Consider the following 20,072-nt stretch of genomic DNA (forward strand, 5'->3'; position numbering starts at 1 on the left):
GTCGGAGCGACCGACAGATCCGTGATGGCCGGGTCAACACGGCGACACGATGCAGCAAGCGAGACCTTGCTGGCATCGGGCCGTTTGGGAGATTTGCGAGAGAATAGTCAGTCGCTCGGCTGAACGTGGACCTGGAGAGCCCACCTCAGCACATTGACCAGCTATGTGGATCGCCGGCGGCTCGAAATGAATGCTTTCAAGCTATCGGTCGGGACAAGCGTCGAGCGCCCAACCTTAACCGTCTCGATCTCGCCGGCCGCGATGAACTGGTAGAGCTTTGACTTTCCAATCCCGAGCATCTGGGCCGCTTGGGGGATCCGCACGGCTAGCGGCTCTACTCTGGCATCGACGATCCGCGCCCTCACAGCTCAGTCCTTTCTTTGATTCGTATCGTTTGCCGAGGCTTGAAAACATCCAGCCCGAATCGTTTGCGGAGTCTGGCAGCGACGCTCAGGGCGTAACGCCGCTGCCGCCAGGCCGTTGGGCTATGATAGGTTCCGACGGCCTTCCAATAGTCGCTCGTCAGGGCGAGGCCCGACAGAAATATCCAACGTGCCGCACTGACATTGAAACAGGCGTCGTGAGTTAACCACCAACGGATGCTCGGCGCCGGCTTCCCTGTTGCGGCGGCGAACTTCGAGATCCACCAGCTGTTGATTTGCAAGGGTCCCAGGTCGTGACTGCCGTCACGGTTCGCGATTTTCGCCCCGATCCAGCCGCCTTCCTGATCACGTAGTCCCCACAGGGTTTTCTCGAGCCAGCCATGATGACCAGACGCTGCTTTGATGCACTGGCCGATCAATTGCTCTTGCGCCGCACGATGTTTGGACATTTGGCTTTTCTCAGCGCCAGCAGCCGTACTCGTTACGAGGGCAGCCACAGCGCCGAGGGTGCGAAACCTAGCGATCATGATCACCAACTCCGTTCGTTCGTTCAGGGTTGGCCGAATGAGGTTGAGCGGACTGTTGGCCTTCGCGATGACCAGCGAGCCGCGACCGTTCCGCGAGTGAGGTCAGCCATCGGTCCAGAGCGCCGACCACAGTTGCCGCTCGACCTGCCAATACCGTGGCAAGCGACTGGTCTCCGCGCTCTTCGGCCTCGCGGATCGCTGCGAGCTCCGCCTTCCGGGCCTTGCGGGCCGCCCGGTCCTCGCTGCGAATTCGGTTCCAGCGGTCACCATGGTGTGCTTCGCGCTGACGCACCGAACTGCGATCGAGGCGACCCAAGCCTTCGAGCGCCGAGGTCTTCTCGCCGGTTCGCCGCTCCAGTTTGTCGACGAGGCGCTTCTCGTCCTCGGTCCACAGCTTGACGCCGAACCGGGCGCGCGTGATCGCAGTGTAGTAGTTCTGTCCGGTCACCAGCGGCGAGTTAACAGGCGCGAGCACGTAGACGCGATCGTAGGTCTTGGATTGAGCCGAGTAGACGGTCTCCGCATAGCCATGATCCCAGCTTTTGTGCTGGCTGAGATCGACTTGCTGGACCCTTCCGTCGCTGTCCCAGCGGATCGTCGCGACGGGGCCGCGCAGTGCCTCGACCGTCCCCCGCTCGGCATTCCTGACGCCGAGCTCGTGACTTACCAGACGCCACTGAATGCGATCGCCTTGTGAAAGATCGCGCTGCTCGGTCCGGAAGACATTGACCTGCGACGCTCGCCCGAGCCGCGGATCCCAACGGATTGTCCGACCACGCTCGTCGATGAGCTGGACAAGCTGCCGCCCGCCGGGTCCTTTTCCAATCCCGAGCACACGATATTCGGCATCTCGGGTGAGTCCGAGACCGGCATTGTCACGGGAAAAAGTAATTACTTGGCCGCCGGAGTAGAAGCGCGCGAAATACTTCTCCTGCGCGGTCATGCCCGCCGGCGTCAGCACCTCGAGTCGGCTGTCTTCCGCGGCGACCGCACCCTCCGCCTTTAGCGCCTTACGCACTTCAACGTTCACGATCAGGCGAGTCGCGTTCTCGAGAACAAGGATGTTGGTATTGGCCCGATTTTCGGGTTTGAGCCGCGTCCATTCGTGAACCAGCGCCTTGGCGAGGTCACCCGCGGTGCTGCCACTGACGACACGATCCAGGCTGGCAAGCGAGGCGGCATATTCGCCGGCCCGCGCCTGGGTCACCGCCGCCTTCATCGCTCGCGTTTCCTGACGAACTGACTCGGTGAGTGTTGCCTTCGAAAGCCCAAGCTCTTGCATCAGCCAGAATGGCTTGCCTTGCTCGATCGCGCCGGTCTGCTTGTTGTCGCCGAGCAGGACCAGACGCGCGCCCGTCATCCGGCTGATCTCCAGCATGCGCTGCGCTTGGCGATTGCCGAGCTGTCCGGCCTCGTCGAGCACGAGTACGTGGCGATCGTCGATGCCTCGTCCGCCGGTCGCGAGAAGGCTTGCGACGGTGCGTGATGGGATACCCGCGGTGGCGCCGAGATTGGCGGATGCAGAAGAGGTCGGAGCCAGCGCGATCAATTCGGTATCTTCACCGGCCGCTTCGCGGAGCGCTCGGATCAGCGTGGACTTCCCCGCCCCTGCCACCCCATGAACCCCTAGCACTCTGTCGCTGGACAAGCCGAGATGGACCAGCGCGCCTCGCTGAGCCGGCGTGAGGCCGGCATCCGCGCTCACCTCCTGCAGCCGCTCGCGCGACGCCAATGGCCTGGCGTCATCGATGGCCAAGGCGAGATGCTCGGAAAGCGCGAGTTCGAGACGCGCTGCCCGTCGCGTGGTCCGGCCGCGCGTGAGCACGGCGTCACCGGTCTGCTCGTGTGTCTCCAGAAGCTTGCGGCGCGCGAGGTGAACGTCCGCCAAAGGGCGGATATCCGCAAGACGGACCTCTCCTAAGTGCGATGACAGGGCGAGGCGCAGCATCTGCCCAAGATTGCTGACCGCTTCGCGCCCTTCCGCCTGACGAAGTCCAAACAGCATCGCCCGAGCTGAAGTCGCGCGGTGTGGCACCACCATTTCGTCTTCCCGACTCGAAGCCTCGGTGCGAACGACATCCAGTGCCTCGCGGTGATTTGCCGAGCGAGCGGCCCATCGCGCTTGCAGCGATTCGTGGCCGAGCTTCTCCTTCGCGCCTCGGGTCTCGTAAAATGAAATGCGCCGCGCTGCCTGCCCGGTAAGGCCGTTCTCCGCCGCATGCGCATCGATCTGCTCTGCGCGTTGCGACATCGTCGTGATCAAGTCTTGAGGGACACCTGAAATCTCGAACAGCCCGGTCCGCGGATCGCGGTCGATGCCATAGCCCAATTCCCGCAGTCCGTGTGCCAGCTCGTTGCGGTAGACCTGCCCCGCGGTCATCTGCTCGGCGTACATCGCGCGCGTTTCGAGGCTCGCCATGGGCGCGTCAGCTTCCCAATTGGTCATGTTCAACACGACCACATGGGTGTGGAGATGCGGATCGAGCTCGCGCGACGCATGCTCGGTGAAGCGCGCGAACAGGAGGCGGCCGGTCGTCTCATGGACGATCTCGCCAGCCATCCGGTGGCGCAGCATCGCATGCTCTTCAAGATAGCCGAGCGCGGTGCTGACAGCGCGTTCGTGGGCCTGAGCGATGCGGTCGTCGCCCATGACCAGCGCCATGACCGACACTGATTTGGGTGCGCTGACCGCGAAGTCCCAGCCGGGATGATGCTCGATCACGCCAGCCTTGCCGTGCCGGCCGAGCTGCTGGTCGCCAATCTTGCCAGCCAGCAATTGCTGGAACAGCGCCGGATCGACGGTTCCCTCGAGCCCGAGATCGGCCGCGAGCGCACCGCCCCAGGCCGACCCCTCGTCAGCGCCTTTGGTGTAATAGTCCCCAACCGAATAATAGCGGGCGATATTGGCGGCGGTGCCCTTGAGGCGGCGCGGATGGATCATGCCGGCCTCGCCGGGCCACGCGCGCCGTCCTGGCGCCCATGCTGCCGCAGCCGGAACCCGTTGGGATTGCCATGGAGCATGAGCAGCGGCACCGATGCTGAATCGGTTTGCACTGCGGCAGGCACCTCAGAGGGTTCGGTGATCTCGTCTTCAGCTGGGCCTTGAGGCGGGGTATCCCCGGTCGGCGCATCCCATTCCAGCGGAAGTTCGGGGCTCACGTTTTCGCTGCGAGGGCGAGGAGCCCGGCGCCGGGATTTGCCGGATGGAGCCGGGACTGAAGCGGAAGCGAGTCGTTCGTCTGCCAGATCAACCCGATGCGGCGGGTCGGTCCGCTCCTGAAACGCCGCCGCAATCGACGGCATGGCATGATAGATATCCTGGAACCGGACCACCGGGAGATTGCGCCCGAACCGGAGGTAGCCGGTGAGATTAGGGAGGTTGGTGACCTCGGTGTGGAGCACGAGCGGCCGCGTCACCTGCATCCGCGACAGGTTCACCCCGTCGCGCATGTCGTTCACGCCATAGGACATGCCCTCATTGGCTTCGATCTGCTCGACCTGGCCCAGATTCTCGCTGACATGCTTGGCGGTCGGCGTGTCGTTCGCGCGCAGCGCCACCCAGGTGGAGCAATAGCCGGTGATTGCCGCGGCATCCTGAATGCCGTAGGTGGCTTCAAGCTGGGGATAGCTCTGGAAGCCGAGAATACCACAGCCACCATATTTGCGGGCGCGGGCGAGAAAGTCCGAGAGCGACGGCAGCTTCTGCAAGCTCGGCAGCTCGTCGATCACGCAATAGAGACGCCGGTTGCGGTCGGCAGAGAGGCTCATGATCGCACTGATCGCGATATCGAGCCAGACGGTGATCAGCGGCCGCAGGGAGGGCAGCTGGTCGGCCTTCACGGTCACGAACAGCCAGCTGTCGTCCTTCTCATTCGCGACCCAGTCGCGGATCGAGAACCCGTCCTTGGTGTCGTCCAGATAAGAGAAGCTGCGCATCACCGAAGCCAGTTCAGCCTGGATGCCGGCCGAGGTCCGCTCCCCTTCCATGCTGATGAACGCAGCAGCCTCTGTCCCCTGCGCAAAAGCGGCGAGGTCCTTGAGCTTTGAACGCACCAGTGTGTCGAGCAGCTGCGATACCAGCATGCGTTCCTGCCGAGCGAGCTTGCGCAGCACCGCGACCAAGGTGCCGCGGGCAGACTTCGCCCAGAACGGGTCTCCCGACTTGTCCGGGATCGTCGATTCCGCGATCTGGTCGTAGTGATATTCCCGGGGGACATCGACCCAGGGGCTCCAGCGGTCGGACCGCACGTCGAGCGGGTTAAGCATCACGTCGATCCCGGGGCGGTAGAATTTTTCGACGAAGGTCCCGGCGGTGTCATAGACGATCGCTCGACGGCGCTTCTCGCGGATGCCGGCCAGCATCTTGACGATGATGTTGGTCTTGCCCGTTCCGGGGGCGCCGCAGATCAGGATATGTTCCGGCTCGAAGCTCTCGGGCACTGCCACGCCACCGATCGCGAAGCTGCCGCGCGCATGCCGCCAAAGCGCCCGCCTAACCTGCCGCGCGCTGCCGAACCGGGCGCCTCGGAGGAACTGGTTGGACCCGAGCCCGCGACCCATCTGAGTAAAGTAGAACCAAGCCCAGGCAAGCATCGCGAGGGTGAACAGGCCCGCGATCAGCGCGCCGCGCAGGAGGTTTCTTTCGAACCGCCGCAGCGTCGTGCGAGCAAGGCTCGATTTGAGCAACAGTTCCGGGTTGGTCCAGTAGCGTTGGCCGGTCGGGGTCTCGAACAAGATCGGCGTGGCGTTGCCTGGTACCGCGTCCCCCATCACCGCGGCCTGGCCAAGCTTGGCGAGGACGAACCGCTCATAGGGCGACGATTGCTCGAACGCATACCAGCCGGTGCCAATCACCCAGATAACCAGCCCGGCCAGCATCGTCTGATAGAAGACCTGAGTGGTCATGCGGACATTGTGGACGATCGCCTGCCCGCCCCTCGTCCAGGAACCGAGCGTATCGTTGCGGAAGATGCTCATCGGCCGATCTCATCAAGCAGGCCGCGCTCAGCCAGCAACACACGGGCTCGATCGAGCGCCTTGTTGCAGAGGTCTGGCGACTGGTGGAGCGCGACCTCGGAGAGCAGCGCGAAGATCTGGATGGCAATTCCGAGGATCTCGTCGTTCGCAGTGAACGGATATCTGCCGCCCGGGGTAGCGGCTTCTTCGAGAACCGGTTGCAGAAACTTGGACAAGCTGAGATTGCCGCCATATGCGCGCAGCCTCAGCCGTCGATAAAGCTCGTCATCCATTCGGATCGAGACCACGGGCATGCAACTCTCCGTCTCAGCTGCCCGCCATGGCGAAGACCGTATTAGCCGCCCGTCGATGGCGGTGCACGGGTCGGGGCGCTGAAGTGCCGGTTCGGCGCATACAACGCACACAGACGGCGTGGTCTGTGCGAGGCGCGCTCGCGCCGACGACGTGTCGTCGGTCAAATATCCCTTCCCGAGAACTGTTTACGCAGGACGAGCTGGAGAGCAGACGATGTGTAGTCGCTTTTCACTTCATAACCGATGACATGTAGTCTCCGATAACGAGCTGCAATGACTGCGAAATATTGCGCAGCACCCGTGCGTACGGTGCATTACAAACGCCTTGCGGCGTGCGTCCTGCCTTCGCAGCGCCTTGCTGCGCTGCGCAGCCTCGTGCCGGAAGGCGCGGGGCTCCCCGCAAGGGGATTCTTTTAGGGGACGCCGGCGACAGCCGGCCTTCTATCGCGCCCATTGCAGACTCCACCAGGCGATGCGAGACTGACGCTGGCGGGCAGACGATCCAGAAGGAGATCGCAATGCCCAAACTGACCGACCGCGAAAAGCTGGCCGAACTCGACAAGCGCCAGCGCGCGCTGTCCGAGGAGGCCGAGTCAGTGCGCCGAAGCCTTCGCGCCCGCTATGGCGCAATGCTTACGGACATCCCCGTCGAACGGATCAGCGAGAAGGAGTTTCGCGACCTCCTCACCCATGCGATTCGTGCTGGCGGCAGCCCCGCCATCGCCGCCCTTAAGGCGCTGCCCGCAGCGCCTATTTGAACGTTCGCCGCCCCGAAGGGGCGTCCCTGCGACGAGCACGGCGGAGCCGCGCGCAGGAGGCCTGCATCCCCGACAGGGGATGCAGCATCGCTCCGCGACGGACCCCGCCAGGGGTCCCTGAGCGAAGCGACCTCCACCGCTCACAAAAAATGGGGGACCGGTCCGGAAAATCCCGAACCGGTCCCCGCCATCATCCTGCGTGGCGCCGCTGCCCCGCCAGCCGGAAGAATCGCGCCGGAACCCCTGCGGCCCGCACCAGTCGCGCCAAATGCGACTGCAACCCCGACCCCTCGCAGACCAGCGCTTCCACTGGCTTGAGTGCCAGCAGCTGTTCGTTGCGCGCGAACCCGGCTCGTTGTCCAAGCTTGCGGTTGAGCGTGAACGCGATCAGCGGCGTCCCCGTCCGTGCAGCCCAGGCCGCAGCAATCGCATCGCAGCCCTTGTCCTGCGCGGTCGTCGCAAGGACCATCGACGGGATGCGCGCCCTCACCTGATCCAGGGCGTCGATGAGTTGGCCGCAATCCTCCCAGGCCTGTCCGCCAGAGAAGATCACCACCGGCCCTTGCGGAGCGTGTGCCTCGTTTTTGCGTTGGCGTCGCGCGGCCAGGAAGTCAGCTGCCGCCACCACCGAGGCGGTACGCTTGCTCGATACCAGCGACCCCCGTGGCGAAGACCAGGGGCGTCCGGTTTCGGCATGGTAGGTCGCCGCGGCATGATCCCGCATGCAGGCCGCCGCGTCACGGGCCTCGTCGAGCGATTGACAGTGCAATTGCGCTTCCTCGAGCTCGGCCATCATCACCTCGCTACCATCGGCATCGCGGATCAGCGCCTTGATCCGGGTGGCCGCCTTGTCGGCCTCACCGTCGAGCTGTCCGGACACCCGGTGGAAGCTGTGGACGATCCCCCAGGCGAACCGGTCGGCAAGGCTTTCCAGCCGCGAGTCGCGCAGCACGTCGAACAGCGTGCGGACCAGCATCTCGGTCGCCAGTTCAACCTCTCGCGCGTCGGGCATACCGGCATCAGTCACGTCGGTTCCGGCATCGATCCGGAACCCGTCGATGGTTTCTGTGAAGGCTGTCGCGAAGCCGTCGCTGGGCGCTGCTGTCTCGGCGATGATAAGGTCGGCAATCTCCGTGAAAGAGCGGATGGATCGTGCAAGCTTGGTCATTTGAACCTCCTTTTCATAAGAGGTCATTTTCCCGGCACGGGCGCCGAGCGGCGGGGTCAAGGATCGGGCGCAGCCCGACCGCGCAGCGGCGGTGGGGGTCACGATTTTCTCTGGCGGCTACATTGCTCGCGGTCTCTGTCCAGCCGCCCGATCCGCCAGGGAAAATGGTGGGGCCCCGCCGTCCTTGAGGCCGCCGCGTCCCCGTGCCACCCTTAGAAGACTTGAGAGAAGAGAAGAGGCTGGGCTGGCGGGGGCTCGATGCCCCCGTCAGCCCATCGTTCCAGGCGACGCACGCGCCTGCTTCTCGACCACATAACAACAGGCTCCTCGCTCGCGCGAGAAGCCTGTTGCGACGAACCGTTGCCCTCCCCCGCGAATCACATTGCCGCGAAGGCGATGTTCTCTCAGAAGCTGAAGGGGACGGCCAGACCGCCGCACGCGTAACAGGGGTGTTTGCGTGACCATCGAAGTCGAAGCGCAGGCGCATAGCGCCTCGCGCGTGATCCTCGCCTCGCCGCGGAACCTGTTCCGGGCGTTCATCGATCCCGAAATGCTCGCCTCCTGGCGGGCACCGCAAGGCATGAGCGCGACGCTCTCGGCCTTCGATCCGCGTGCTGGTGGCGGTTATCGCATGGTGCTGCGCTACCCCGAGCCGGGCCGAGGCAAGACCGCGCCCGACAGCGATTCGGTTGAAGTCCGGTTCGCCGAACTGGTTGCCGAGGAGCGAATCGTCGAGCTTGTCAAGTTCCGCAGCGACGATCCCGCCTTCGACCGTGAGATGCGCCTCACCACCACCTTCGCCCCTGTCGCGGATGGCACCAGGGTGACGATGGTTGCCGACCATGTCCCGCCGGGGATCGAGCAGGCCGATCACGAGGCGGGCATGGCGAGCTCGCTGCGCAAACTGGCGCTCCTCACCGAATAGTCAGCTGTTCCGACGCCGCTGGCGTCGAGCACAATCACGATAAATCGACGGGTCCCCGAATCGGCTGGCGCGGAACTTCCTCGAGATCGACACCGGCAATGCGCGTGACCCGCGCCCGAATCCGATCCACAAGATGAGATCCTTGACCTGATCCCGACGACAGCGCCGAACGAAGAATATCGCGCGCTTCGTCTTCCATCGAGCGTCCGTGCCGAGCGGCCTGGAGATGCAGACGGGATTTTAGCGCGTCATCGATTTCGCGGATGGTGATGCTCGCCATACAATCCGACCTTGGGCCCGCCCATCCTGTCGCTCATTGCTGCACGTCAGGCAAGTCGGCGCTTCTCGTCCGATCATATCACCCGCCCGGCAGCGCCGGCGCCTCCAGCCGCGATCCGCCCGGTGGCACATAGGCCTCATACGGGTTGCCGTCGTGGAGATGCCCGAACGGGGTCATCACATAATCATTGCCCTGCAGCGACACGGCGCACAGCACATAGCGCGGCACGCCGGTAGCGGCATCGGTGCACTCCATCAGCGACAGGTCGCCATTCGCGGCGGCACGCATCATGGTCCGGAAGTTGCGGATATAGGCTTCGGGAATCGCCATCTCATGTCTCCCATCAGGCCGCGTTGCGCGAGCGCGGCAGCACAGCTGCGGGCGCTTGCGCCTGATCGGCCTTCTTGAAGGCGTGGATCGGTACGCCGACCTGGCGCAGCAGCTGGTAAAGATTGGCCTGCAGGCCCGATCCTTCGCACAACAGCGCCTCGACCGGCTTGAGCTCGGCGAGCTTGCGGTTACGCGTGAATGCGACCTTCTTGCCCGTCCCATAGAGCCCATAGGCGACCACCGGCACATGGGTGCCCGGCCTCGCCGCCCAGGCGGCGGCAATCGCATCGACTCCCTTGCGCTGCCCTGTGGTGACCAGCGTCATATGCGGCACCCGTGCCTTGATCTGGTCGAGCCGCGCCCAGATCGCCTCCCAGTCATGCCATTGCGCCGGTCCCGACACGACCACGATGGGAGCCTGCGGCAAGTGCCGCTCGCGCTGGGCCAGGGCACGGGCGCGCAGGAAATCCTGCGCTGCGATCTGGCTCGCCGACGAGGCCGAGGACGCTCGCGTGCCCCGCGCCGGCGACCAGGGCCAGCCGGAACAGGCGCGGTACATTTCAGCGGCATAGTCACGCATGCACTCGATCGCCTCGCGCTGCTCGGCGAACGACTGACAGAGCAGCTGCTTCTCCTCGACCTCGAGTGTGTAGATTTCGCTGAGATCGGGCGCGCGCGCCAGCTCGCCAAGTTCCTGCGCGACCACGTCTTCACGGCGCTCGAGCTTGCCCGCGACGAAGTGGAAGGAGTTGACGAACCCCCAAGCGATCTCGGCGGCGAGCGGCTCCAGCCGCGTGCCGGTGAACAGGTCGAAGATCGTCGCGACGATCCCGGCACAATCAGCCTGGGCGGCGATCGGCTCGGGCATTTCATGCTCGCCAGGCGCCTCGCCCGGCTCGACGATCGACAAGGGCAAGGGCTCGCCAAAGGCGGCCTGGAATTCGGGGGTGGCGATGGCTTCGGCGTAAAGCGCTTTCAAATCGGCGAAGCGGCCGACGCTGCTGGTCTGGCGGGACATGATCCTGCTCCTCGAACGCGATGGACGAAAAATGGGCCGGGGACGGCAAGCGCCCCCGGCCCGGCAAGCCCAGTTCAATAGGGCACGTGGTCGTCGAGATCCGGGCCCGCGTCCATCAGCCCGCCATCGCCGCCAGCGGTGCTTTCGCCGAACCCGCCCTGGCCATCCGGCGCGTCGTCTGCCCGGCTGCCCCGGACCGACGTCCCGAAATCGTCACGTCGCTGCGGCCGCCGCCAAGCGACGCGATAGCCTTCCTCGTCCGTGCCGAAGAGCGCGACCGGCAGCGGTTCGGAGAGGCTCGGATCGTCGATCGTGCCCTGAAAGAAGACCTCGCCAGTGGTGTGCTTCGCCACCGCCTGCCACAGTGCCCCGACCTGCACCCAGCGATTGCCGACATTGAGCGCGAGGATCTCAAAAACCGGGGCCCGCTCGTTGCTGCTTTCGACGGGGCGCAGCCCCAGACGCGGCAGGTCGATCGTCCGGGTCGCGATTGAACCCATCAAACGGCCATTGCTCTGCTTGAACTCACCGATGTTCATGACTCAGTTCCTTTGACGTTCGCCACCTCGGCCAATCCGAAGCGACACCCGCAAAGATTCCTCTCTCCTCTGCTGCCTGCCCTCGCCCGCGCCGCGACGCCGATGGCTGCAGCGCGACGCTTCCACGCGCCCGATGTACCGCCGAGTGAAAGCCGGGGCGGCCGCGCCCAGGGGCGCGGCGGCGGATGGTGGGGCACGCCCTCCTTCCCGTTCAGGCGCGTCCTGCTGCAGCTTTTCACCAGATCCGGCGTGCGAACACGAAAGGTCCCGTGCCGCACGACCCGGCGGTACGCCACTTTTTCCCGCCTTTCCTCCACCCCGCACCAAACCGGGCAGAGCGGTTTAGCGCGATATAACCGCCCGATGGACGCAGCGGCGATCTGGGCCGTCGGCGGTCTCACGCGCAAGCGCGAGCGGAGTGCCAGCGCGCACCTGAGACAGGACGGCATGGCGTGGCTTGGAACCAACAGGCGCTGGAGCAGCTCGCGAAGGATTTCGAGATCAGCACCGCCGAGTCGACGCCGGCGCCTCAGTCCGCAAGGTCCAGCCCGTCCGCACCACGCGCCGCCATCACAACACCCGCGCGATCAGCTCATCTGACGTCATCGGTGACGTATCGGAGACGCGCACCGGCTGTATCGGATCGCCGGTCCGAAGAACAAACTGGTCCTTGCCAGTCGCGAGACGCAGCCGTGTGGCGACAGCATAAGCGTGCTCGAAAGATGCAAGGCGCGCTCGCAAGGGCGAGAAGTACGACGTGGGCATGTCCCTATTCTCCAACAGGCGCATCAACAGCCTGAGCGTCCAGTGCGCTACCGATCGCCACCAGGGCCGCAGCCAGGTGGTCCTCGACCTCTACAGTAGGGATGGTCAATTCCTGCGCCACGACAGAGATTTTCCGGCCGAGCATGCAATGAAGCCAGAACACCGTCCTGGTACGGGCGGGCAACGCCTGGAACGCGGCGCGGTAGCGCGCCGCAATGTCATCACGGTTCATCACACTATCCACAAGGGAGGGGCAGATTGCCGCGCCAGGCTCGACTCAATGCGCTCGCCCGAGGCATTACTGGGTCACCGCCGCACGGATCAGCCGACTGCCGGCACCATTCCGCCAGCTGACGCCGTCACCACGGAAAGACCGGAAGTGCGCTGGATTGCGGTCCGTCGCAGTCGAGCAGCACATAGGCGCAGCCGTGCCGCCGGCCGAAAGCGAGAATCGCATGAAGCTCGGCCGGCAGCGGGTCGCCCCGCCCAGGCACCCGGGTCGGCAGGAACCAGCCGCAAGGCGTTATGGAAACCGCCAGCGGCTGATCAACCGCCGGCCACCCTGCCCACTCGCTCAGTTGCTCAGCCGTGGCGCAACGGACATGCATGGTGCCCAGCACGACGTAATGGCCGACCTGCATGTCGCTCTCCATGATCCAGGCACCCGAAATAATGGCAGCTCAGCCGTGCCGCGCCGCCAGCCACCACGCCCGAAGGCGTCAGTTGGCGCGCTCGAGCAGCTTGCGGGCCTTGCCTTCAAGATCGAGCCGGTCATCTTGATGTGCTTTACCGCGGGCAATGGCCGTGATGCCCTGAACGAAGTCGTAGAGCGATTCCGGCGGATGACCCTCCTCGGCCAGCACTGTGGCAATCACCTTGCCGGCATCTGATTTGGAGAAGCCGCGATTGCGCAAAAAGACTGAACGGTCCTCGTCGGTACGAGCGACGATGCGTTCGCGGGCGGTCTTGATCCCGCTGATGAACCGCGCCGGCGAGGAGTCCGCGAACTGGGCCAGCGCCGGCTCGGCCTGATGGGCGAAGCGGTTCGCCGCGAACTTCGAGTGACGAATGTTGATTTCCTCGAAATTCTCGACGCCCCACAGATTTCGGTTCATGCAGACCGCGCGGAGATAGAAGGTAGCGATGCCAAGCGTCTTGGAGCCCACCTCCGAATTCCAAGAGTAGAAACCGCGGAAGTAGAGATCCGGGTCGCCATTCGGCAGCTTGCCGGCCTCGATCGGGTGCGTGTCGTCGACGAGGAACAGAAACACGTCGCGGTCGGATGCATAGAGGGTGGTGGTGTCGCGCGAGACATCGACATGCGGGTTATAGTGCATCGTGCTCCAGTCGAGCACGCCGGGCACCTTCCAGCGCGTGTCGCCCGTTCCATTGCCGGCAATGCGCATCACCGCCGCGACGAGCTCATGGTCCCAGATGCGGCCATAGTCGGGCCCAGTCACCGCCCGCAGCTCGGCCCGGCCATCGCTCGTCTCGAGCAGCTTCACCTGCTCGCCGCGATGCGCGATGAGACCATGCTGCATGTTGATGCCGGCGAGCGCGGCAGGGAGCGTTCGGAGATAGGAAGCCGGCGCGCCGACGAGGCTGCAGAGCTGGCCGAACGACCAGTTGGTCGGCGCGACCGGTTCGCCCCGGTCGGGAACATGGAGCGTCAGCCGCTCGGGGTCGTCGCTGCGCGCCTCGACCCGCACTGCCCGGCTTTCGACAATGCGCGTGGTGGCGCTTTCCGCACGGGCGCGAACGCGGTCGTACAAGCTGTCGAGCGAGAGGAAACGCTCGTCATCGGGCCGCGAGAACCATTCAGACGAAACGCGGCTCACATTGTGGCCACGGCTGATATCGACCTTGTACGGCGCTGAGGCGGGGTGGCCGACGGGAGCGAGCATGTTCATGGAAGGATCTCCTGAATGTCATGAGATCCACACGCCGGACCTCGCATCCTTCCTTCCCCCTCCCCTCTGGTCGTCGCGGCGAACATATGGTGGGGGCGGCGGCGATCGTTCCACCGAGAAACGCATCCTGAGGCATTCTATAGCGTGCTGCCGACGTCTCGATCACGATGTGACCGGATGTGAAACAGGTCTGGATGGCTGCTGGATGAGGGACAGCGGAAACGCCGTCGTCCGCCGGACTGTGTCAGGCGACCCACCGGCGAGCGCTGGAATTGAGCAACAAAGCAGGTTCTCCGCCGGCAAGCGGTTCAGCCCGGACAGCGTTCGCGCAACGATAGTGTTTCCGAAGGGGCAAGCGGCTCCGTGGGCGCGACACACGCATCGTAGCGCAGCTTAAGCGCTCCGTGCTTTCGAGCTGCGGCAGCCTTCATCGTCACGTTCACGAACCGCCTCAAGTGCCGCATCGGCGGCTCCTGCGGTGACCTTGGAGTCTCCCGCCGGCTTTACAAGGATCGGCCCGCGCTGAATGAAGCGACCGTTCTTTCTGGCTGCGTTTTGTGCCGGGTGATTGCGCATTAGTGATGACTAGCCATAGAGAAAGTCCTGACTGTGGGCGGCGTCAGGCCCCGGTATCGCCTTTGCCCCACCCGACCGACGAACCGCTTCAATCAAGTCCCGGCGAGCCATTTCGCTCCTGGCCTTGCTAACCGGTACCAGCTGCACCACCGCCTGCCCGTGACGCGTGAGGATGACGTCGTCACCCGCCTCGGTACGGCGAACGAGTTCGGTTAGCTGGCTCTCGGCATCGCTGAGCGGCACTTGCACGCGTTCATCCCCGAACTCCAATATGTGATTTAGTTTGATCCAAATGATGGTTCAAGTCGAGCCACAGGTGAGCGGGGTGTGCTCTATGCGGCAGCGCGAACGAATAGTCGCATGCGACAATGAGTGCTAGAAATGGATGAACCGGCCGCCGGGAGCGAGTTGCTGGATAAGATCGAATTCGTCGCGGTTCGAAGTGAGCACCGGCAGCCCCGCTTTGGCAGCGGTGAGAAAAATGAGCGCATCGTTCAACGCTTCCTTGCGCTGGTGCCGCTGGTAATTTTGGATCCGCGCTAGCGTGCCGGCGATGAGTCCAGCTTCGACCCATATCTCCGGGTCGGGCGTCAGCAGCCGCGTGGCCGGGATACTGGCGATTAGGCCTGCATAGTGATCCCGGAGGGTCTTCCATCCAGAATGCTCAGGGTCGGCATTTGCTACGCCGGTGCTCAGTTCCGCGACGCAGACTGTGCAGTGAAACAACAGGCCCCTTTCAACAAGAGCCTCGGCCGCAGCGGGCAAGGTGCCCGCCGCGGAGCGGATATAGACATTGGTATCGGCCATGATCGCCGCACGGCCTTCACCAGCAAGGTCGGCAGCGGCGACAAGCTCATCTTCTGGCCGCCGCGAGAACTGCCGGATCGTCTTCTCTGACTTAATGCGCCGCAGATGCGATCGCAGATCAATAGTCAAGCTGATGATCCGCCCCGAGCTTACCGCGAGTCTTCTTCAGGAAGCTCGCCGCCGGATCTGGCTGGGCCAGCATAGCCAGGGCAAGCAGGCCAAGCTCGGTTGGCCTGGTCGCACCGCTTTCCCGCTTTGCCGCTTCGAGCAACGCCTTGGGGGCCCGGAAGCTCACATGCTCCGTCGAATCTCCATCGAGCAGCCCGGCCCTTCGCGCGTCTTCCATAATGACCGACGCGCTCGAAATGTGGCCACTTGCCGCCGGGTGACCCTTGGACGCTTTGCGGGCCGTTGCGGGGGGTGCTGCATGGGCTGCCATATTCGACTCCTTTGTGTGCAATATAACCAGGTCTGTCACACAGACAAGAATCATGCGGCCCCAACTGCTGGATGCGCATCCATGATGGCGGTAACGATCGCCTCCGCGCGCTGCGCCGGCACGAACAGCCGTGTCTTGTAGGCGATGATCTCGGTGAAGCATCCGAGCGACTTGAGCCATTCCCGGCGCTCGGGCGGAAAGTCCCTGATCTCCAATCGCACATCGTCATTCACATGGGAGCGTGCGAGCCGCGCGAGTTCCAAGCCAGGTATCGCAACGCCTTCGCGGTTCTGGCCGGCGGCGACGATCTCCGCCGGGGACAGCTTGATCGCCATCGACACGCCAAAGGCTGCCGCCAGCTTCTCGAACCCAGCGGGCGTCACGATGCGACCGATAATGGCCGCGCCCTGCATATCGGAAATGCGCCAGACCCTTACATCGTCATCGGGCAGACGGTTCCAGACCGGGAGCAGCAGTCCGGTCGCGATATTGATCGTCTGCACGTCCAGATGCGCGACGATCTCCTCGCATTCGCGCTGCCATAGCTGCTGCGCCAAGTCCTCCCCAACCTCCTGCCAGCTTGACTCGGCAAGCCGTTCATCCCTGACGCGCTCGCTTCCGTTCGGCCTCACCAGGCGCCAGACCGGGATTGACCGCCCCTCGTCGTCAAGGATCGACCAGGACGGCACGCGTAGCGCCACTCGACCCGAGCGCTCGTTGCGCAGATATGCAATGCTGGCGATGCCCGCGCACTCGGCAAGGACTCGCTTGAGCGGCGTTGCGCGCCGGCGTTGATGAAGCTCGAGCCGGCACAGCTTGGTCTCAGCGCCGGTCACGGGGTCGCGCCGCAACAACTGCTCTTCGAGGACGGAGACCCGCTCGGCGATGATGGTCTCGACACCGACATCGAACGTCCCCGCTTCCCGCGCGGCGTCGATGCGCGCTTCGATTAGCGCCAGATATTCCTCAAAAATGGCGTTCTGCGTGTTGATTCGGAGCGCCAGCAGACGGTTCAACCAGCGCTGGATCGGCGGAAGATTATCGAGCAGCGCGCCACCCTCACTTTCCACCAGCTTGAGGCCAGTCATCTCGACGAATTCGGCAAGGCTGGTGCTCATCAGCTTGCCGCGGTGAAGCAGATGATACCACTGCGTCAGCGCGTCGCGCGCATAGTCGCTTTCCAGATTGTCCGCCGGATCGAAAAGGTTCTGCCCACCCGTCTGGCGCTGACCGCGGGTCAGGGCACCCAGGCTGTCGAGCCGGCGCGCGATCGTGCTGATGAAGCGCCGCTCGCCGCGGCAATCGGTTGTCACCGGCCGAAAAATCGGGGCGCTGGCCTGATTGGTTCGGTGTGATCGTCCGAGCCCCTGTATTGCGCTCGATGCGCGCCAGCCGGGCTCAAGCAGGAAATGGACGCGGCGACGGTTAGCCGACGCGCAATTACGGTCGGCATGATAGCTGCGGCCGGTACCTCCGGCGTCCGAGAATATCAGCACCTGCTTGCGGCCGGACATGAAGGCGTCGGCTTCGCCAAGATTGGATCGCGGGCTGCGGCGCTCAACCCGCTGTCGGCCACCGGCATCCGTGAGCAAGCGCTGGGTGCGGCCGGTGACCTCGGCGACATCGTCGGGACCAAAATGGCGGATGATCGCGTCGAGCGCGCATGGAATCGCCGGCATCGCGCACAATCGTTCGATCAGGTCATCGCGGGCGCGGATCGCTTCCTGCGAATGAACGGGGTTTCCGGCGTCATCGCACATCAGTTCCGAGCGGGGTTCGCCATCAGTGCCCGTGAACACCCGCAGCATGCGAGTCGGGAAGGCAGTCTTCAGATAATCGATCATATATTCGCGGGGGGAGAGCTCGATATCGAGCATCGCGCGCTCGTCGGCGTCGAGGCCGGCAAGCCGGCGATCAAGCATCGCCTCGGCGGTCGTCACCAGCTGGACGATCACATGCTGGCCCGCCTCGCGATGCCGCTCAATCGCGTGCAGCAGCGTCGGCAGCTTCATCGCGAGGAGCACCTGGCCAAAGAAGCGCTGCTTAGCGCTCTCGAAACGTGACAGTGCGGCGCCCTTGGCCTGCCCGTTCAAGGCCTTGCCGCTCATCCGATCGACGATGTTGGTCGCTTCGAGCACAGCGTCGAGGTGACGGTGGATCACGCTCCAGGCGTCGGCATAGGCATCGTAGACGGCGATCTGATCCGACGAGAGCGGATGTTCGAGTGGGTTGTATTCCACGCCCTGGAACGTGAGTGCCCGCGCCGTGTAGAGCCCAAGCGCCTTGAGATCGCGCGCCACGATCTCCATTGCCGCGATCCCGCCGCTGGCGATTGCCGCCATAAACGCGTCGCGACTCTCGAAGGCCGTGCCCTGCCCCCACAGGCCGAGGCGCGTGGCGTAGCACAGGTTGGCGGGATCGGTTGCGCCAGTCGCCGAGATGTAGAGGACGCATGCACGCGGCAGCAAATTCTGCAGGCGCACGCCGGCGAGGCCCTGCTCGGAGCCCTTCTGGGTCCCGCGACGGGTCTCGGTTCCGGCGGCATTGGCGAGTTCATGCGCCTCGTCGAACGCGATCACGCCCTCGAAGTCCTTGCCAAGCCACTCGACGACCTGATGCAGCCGCGCCCTCGCATCGTCGCGCTGGGACCGGAGCGTCGCATAGGTCAGGAACAGGATGCCGCTCTGCATGGTCACCGCCCCCCCGAACGGGAATGCATCCAGCGGCTGGATGTCGATCGGCAACCCGCCAAGCGCCGCCCAGTCGCGTCGCGCGTCCTCGATCAGCGCACTGCTCTTCGAGATCCAGACGGCGCGCCGGTGGCCGCGGCACCAGCGATCGAGAATACAGGCGGCGACCTGCTGCCCCTTGCCCACGCCGGTCCCGTCGCCGAGCATGAAGCCCATGCGATAGGCACGGCCGGTCTCGTTCGCCGACAGCAGCGTGCCTGCGTCATTGGGCTGATGCCGTCCGGCCAGATCGCGCTCGAAAGCCTGGCCCGCATAGACGACTGTCTCGAGCTGGGCATCCGAGAGCGCCGCAACCGCTCGTGGTGGAAGCAGCGGTCGGTAACTCGGTTCAGGCGGTAAAATCGAAGACATGGCCACGGATTCCACGAGCTGGTCGGGATGCGGCGCTGCGCCGGGGATCGTCATTCGTGCGAGGCGCCACGGCACATAGATGCCGATCTGTTCGCCGGCCGGTGCAGGTGCACCGAGGACCTCATAGTCAAGCAGCTGCGGCTCGCTCTGAATCGGCGCAGGTGCGATCGGCCTCGCGACACTGCTGCGGCTCAGGGAGGCGAACAGCCCTGTCGAACGCGGCGTAGGAGCGCTGAGCCGCATGGCAGGCGGCGCGGGCGCGGGCGGATCGCCGGGATGGAGACGAGCCGGAAGCGCGAGTACCAGATCCAGCGCCTTGTCGAGTGCATTAACCGTCGCCCGCTCGGCCACGCCCTGCCAGCCTTTGTCGAAGACACACAGCCTGACCGAGATCGACGTGCCGTGCTTGGCATAGGGCTGACCCGTGATGGTGATCTCGGCGCGCGGCGGCACAAGGCTCGCAACAGCGTCATAGCTGCTGGCCGCGGTGCCATCATGCGCGAAGGCCGGAGACATGATCGCGACGCATCGTCCGCCCGGGGCCAGGCGCGCAAGCGCGGACCTCAGGTGCCGCGCGCCTGCGTGGCGGTCACGGCCGCGTCCCTCGCTGCGGGCGAAGGGTGGGTTGATGAGGACGACGGTGGGTCGCGCCTCCATACCGAGCAAATCGTCGACGAGCTCGGCGTCGTGCGTGGTGACCGGTTCATCGAATACCTGCTCGATGAGTGCGGCACGCAGCGGGTCGCGTTCGTTCAGGATCAGGCCAGCACCCGCGCACCGAGCGTGAACCGCGAGCATTCCTGTCCCCGCCGATGGTTCGAGCACCGTGTCGGATGATCCGATCAGGGCGGCACGCGCCGCCAGCCAGGCAAGCGGCATCGGTGTCGAAAATTGCTGCAGCTCGACCTGCCGCTCACTGCGATAGCTCTGTGTGGGAAGTGCCAGGCAGCCAGCCAAAATGGAGGCAAGCGCCTCGTAAGGATCCTCGGGCAAACCATCCCGGTCGCGAAGCAGCGCCCGCACCTGCGCCAGCTCGAGCGCGTCATAAGCGTCGCGCAAACTCCACGCCCCGGACGCATCGCTCACACCGAAGCGCTCGGTCATCAGCCGGGTCAGCGAACGGCGTGAAAGGGACCGGTGCTCGACGAGACGTTCGGCGAGCAACCGCGCCGCCGCGTCGAGCAGGCGAGCCTTCTTGTCGATGGGATCGTATCGTGCATCGATATCGGGATCGATGGCGGCGAAGAGCGGATAGGACATGAAGTGCCTCCAGAGC

The 20,072-nt window shown here is 64.6% G+C and carries 19 protein-coding genes; 2 read left to right on the top strand and 17 right to left on the bottom strand.

Translation table 11 applies throughout. The annotated features are described in order from the left end of the window. Positions 1 to 161: 161 nt before the first annotated feature. Genes ACO05N_RS14925 through ACO05N_RS14945 form a run of 5 tightly spaced genes read right to left on the bottom strand, consistent with a single transcriptional unit; the run spans position 162 to position 6,180 of the window. A complete protein-coding gene (locus ACO05N_RS14925) occupies positions 162 to 365 on the bottom strand; it encodes a helix-turn-helix domain-containing protein (protein WP_069321922.1) in 204 nt (67 codons plus the stop codon). Further along, positions 362 to 910, bottom strand: coding sequence for a lytic transglycosylase domain-containing protein (locus tag ACO05N_RS14930; protein WP_422057852.1), 549 nt, complete (start codon positions 908 to 910; stop codon positions 362 to 364). Before ACO05N_RS14930 ends, ACO05N_RS14925 begins: the two co-directional genes overlap by 4 nt. Beyond that, positions 900 to 3,851, bottom strand: a complete 2,952-nt coding sequence (gene mobF / locus ACO05N_RS14935) for a MobF family relaxase (RefSeq protein WP_422057853.1) — start codon at positions 3,849 to 3,851, stop codon at positions 900 to 902. The genes ACO05N_RS14930 and mobF overlap by 11 nt, the downstream gene beginning before the upstream one ends. After that, positions 3,848 to 5,887 carry a type IV secretion system DNA-binding domain-containing protein gene (locus ACO05N_RS14940; RefSeq protein WP_422057854.1) on the bottom strand — a complete coding sequence of 680 codons (2,040 nt, stop codon included), beginning with the start codon at positions 5,885 to 5,887 and terminating at the stop codon, positions 3,848 to 3,850. Before ACO05N_RS14940 ends, mobF begins: the two co-directional genes overlap by 4 nt. Then, positions 5,884 to 6,180, bottom strand: coding sequence for a hypothetical protein (locus ACO05N_RS14945; RefSeq protein ID WP_069321925.1), 297 nt, complete (start codon positions 6,178 to 6,180; stop codon positions 5,884 to 5,886). The genes ACO05N_RS14940 and ACO05N_RS14945 overlap by 4 nt, the downstream gene beginning before the upstream one ends. Before the next feature lie 518 nt (positions 6,181 to 6,698). Here ACO05N_RS14945 and ACO05N_RS14950 point away from each other — a divergent pair. Next, on the top strand, positions 6,699 to 6,938 hold the full coding sequence (locus tag ACO05N_RS14950; RefSeq protein ID WP_069321926.1) for a hypothetical protein: 240 nt from the start codon (positions 6,699 to 6,701) through the stop codon (positions 6,936 to 6,938). Between the two features lie 190 nt (positions 6,939 to 7,128). On the opposite strand, the gene ACO05N_RS14955 is transcribed toward ACO05N_RS14950, so the two are convergent. Beyond that, positions 7,129 to 8,106: a DUF2493 domain-containing protein gene (locus ACO05N_RS14955; RefSeq protein ID WP_069321965.1), complete on the bottom strand. Its 978-nt coding sequence runs from the start codon at positions 8,104 to 8,106 to the stop codon at positions 7,129 to 7,131. A gap of 457 nt (positions 8,107 to 8,563) precedes the next feature. Between ACO05N_RS14955 and ACO05N_RS14960 the strand changes: the two genes are divergently transcribed. Beyond that, the gene (locus tag ACO05N_RS14960; protein ID WP_069321927.1) at positions 8,564 to 9,031 is read left to right on the top strand and encodes an SRPBCC domain-containing protein; all 468 of its coding nucleotides are present in this window, start codon (positions 8,564 to 8,566) and stop codon (positions 9,029 to 9,031) included. Positions 9,032 to 9,065: 34 nt separating this feature from the next. On the opposite strand, the gene ACO05N_RS14965 is transcribed toward ACO05N_RS14960, so the two are convergent. The 11 genes from ACO05N_RS14965 to ACO05N_RS15015 all read right to left on the bottom strand — a co-directional run bounded on the left by ACO05N_RS14965 (position 9,066) and on the right by ACO05N_RS15015 (position 20,056). Continuing rightward, on the bottom strand, positions 9,066 to 9,311 hold the full coding sequence (locus ACO05N_RS14965; RefSeq protein WP_069321928.1) for a FitA-like ribbon-helix-helix domain-containing protein: 246 nt from the start codon (positions 9,309 to 9,311) through the stop codon (positions 9,066 to 9,068). Between the two features lie 78 nt (positions 9,312 to 9,389). After that, positions 9,390 to 9,641 carry a DUF6117 family protein gene (locus ACO05N_RS14970; RefSeq protein ID WP_069321929.1) on the bottom strand — a complete coding sequence of 84 codons (252 nt, stop codon included), beginning with the start codon at positions 9,639 to 9,641 and terminating at the stop codon, positions 9,390 to 9,392. A 13-nt stretch (positions 9,642 to 9,654) separates the two neighbouring features. Then, positions 9,655 to 10,659 carry a DUF2493 domain-containing protein gene (locus tag ACO05N_RS14975; RefSeq protein WP_069321930.1) on the bottom strand — a complete coding sequence of 335 codons (1,005 nt, stop codon included), beginning with the start codon at positions 10,657 to 10,659 and terminating at the stop codon, positions 9,655 to 9,657. 74 nt (positions 10,660 to 10,733) lie between these two features. Then, a complete protein-coding gene (locus ACO05N_RS14980) occupies positions 10,734 to 11,198 on the bottom strand; it encodes a DUF736 domain-containing protein (protein ID WP_069321931.1) in 465 nt (154 codons plus the stop codon). Positions 11,199 to 11,967: 769 nt separating this feature from the next. Then, on the bottom strand, positions 11,968 to 12,195 hold the full coding sequence (locus ACO05N_RS14985) for a sigma factor-like helix-turn-helix DNA-binding protein (protein WP_131818690.1): 228 nt from the start codon (positions 12,193 to 12,195) through the stop codon (positions 11,968 to 11,970). Between the two features lie 127 nt (positions 12,196 to 12,322). Continuing rightward, positions 12,323 to 12,604: a hypothetical protein gene (locus tag ACO05N_RS14990; RefSeq protein ID WP_069321967.1), complete on the bottom strand. Its 282-nt coding sequence runs from the start codon at positions 12,602 to 12,604 to the stop codon at positions 12,323 to 12,325. A 78-nt stretch (positions 12,605 to 12,682) separates the two neighbouring features. Continuing rightward, positions 12,683 to 13,873 carry a DUF932 domain-containing protein gene (locus ACO05N_RS14995; protein ID WP_422057855.1) on the bottom strand — a complete coding sequence of 397 codons (1,191 nt, stop codon included), beginning with the start codon at positions 13,871 to 13,873 and terminating at the stop codon, positions 12,683 to 12,685. A gap of 585 nt (positions 13,874 to 14,458) precedes the next feature. Then, complete coding sequence (locus tag ACO05N_RS15000) at positions 14,459 to 14,698, bottom strand: type II toxin-antitoxin system Phd/YefM family antitoxin (RefSeq protein ID WP_069321968.1); 240 nt, start codon at positions 14,696 to 14,698, stop codon at positions 14,459 to 14,461. Between the two features lie 126 nt (positions 14,699 to 14,824). Beyond that, on the bottom strand, positions 14,825 to 15,385 hold the full coding sequence (locus ACO05N_RS15005) for a type II toxin-antitoxin system VapC family toxin (protein WP_241527397.1): 561 nt from the start codon (positions 15,383 to 15,385) through the stop codon (positions 14,825 to 14,827). Continuing rightward, positions 15,375 to 15,695, bottom strand: a complete 321-nt coding sequence (locus ACO05N_RS15010) for a hypothetical protein (RefSeq protein WP_422051107.1) — start codon at positions 15,693 to 15,695, stop codon at positions 15,375 to 15,377. Before ACO05N_RS15010 ends, ACO05N_RS15005 begins: the two co-directional genes overlap by 11 nt. Positions 15,696 to 15,745: 50 nt before the next feature. After that, positions 15,746 to 20,056, bottom strand: a complete 4,311-nt coding sequence (locus ACO05N_RS15015) for a strawberry notch-like NTP hydrolase domain-containing protein (RefSeq protein WP_422057856.1) — start codon at positions 20,054 to 20,056, stop codon at positions 15,746 to 15,748. Between the last annotated feature and the right edge of the window lie 16 nt (positions 20,057 to 20,072).

This window comes from Sphingomonas sp. (assembly GCF_965227385.1).
Classification (GTDB): domain Bacteria; phylum Pseudomonadota; class Alphaproteobacteria; order Sphingomonadales; family Sphingomonadaceae; genus Sphingomonas.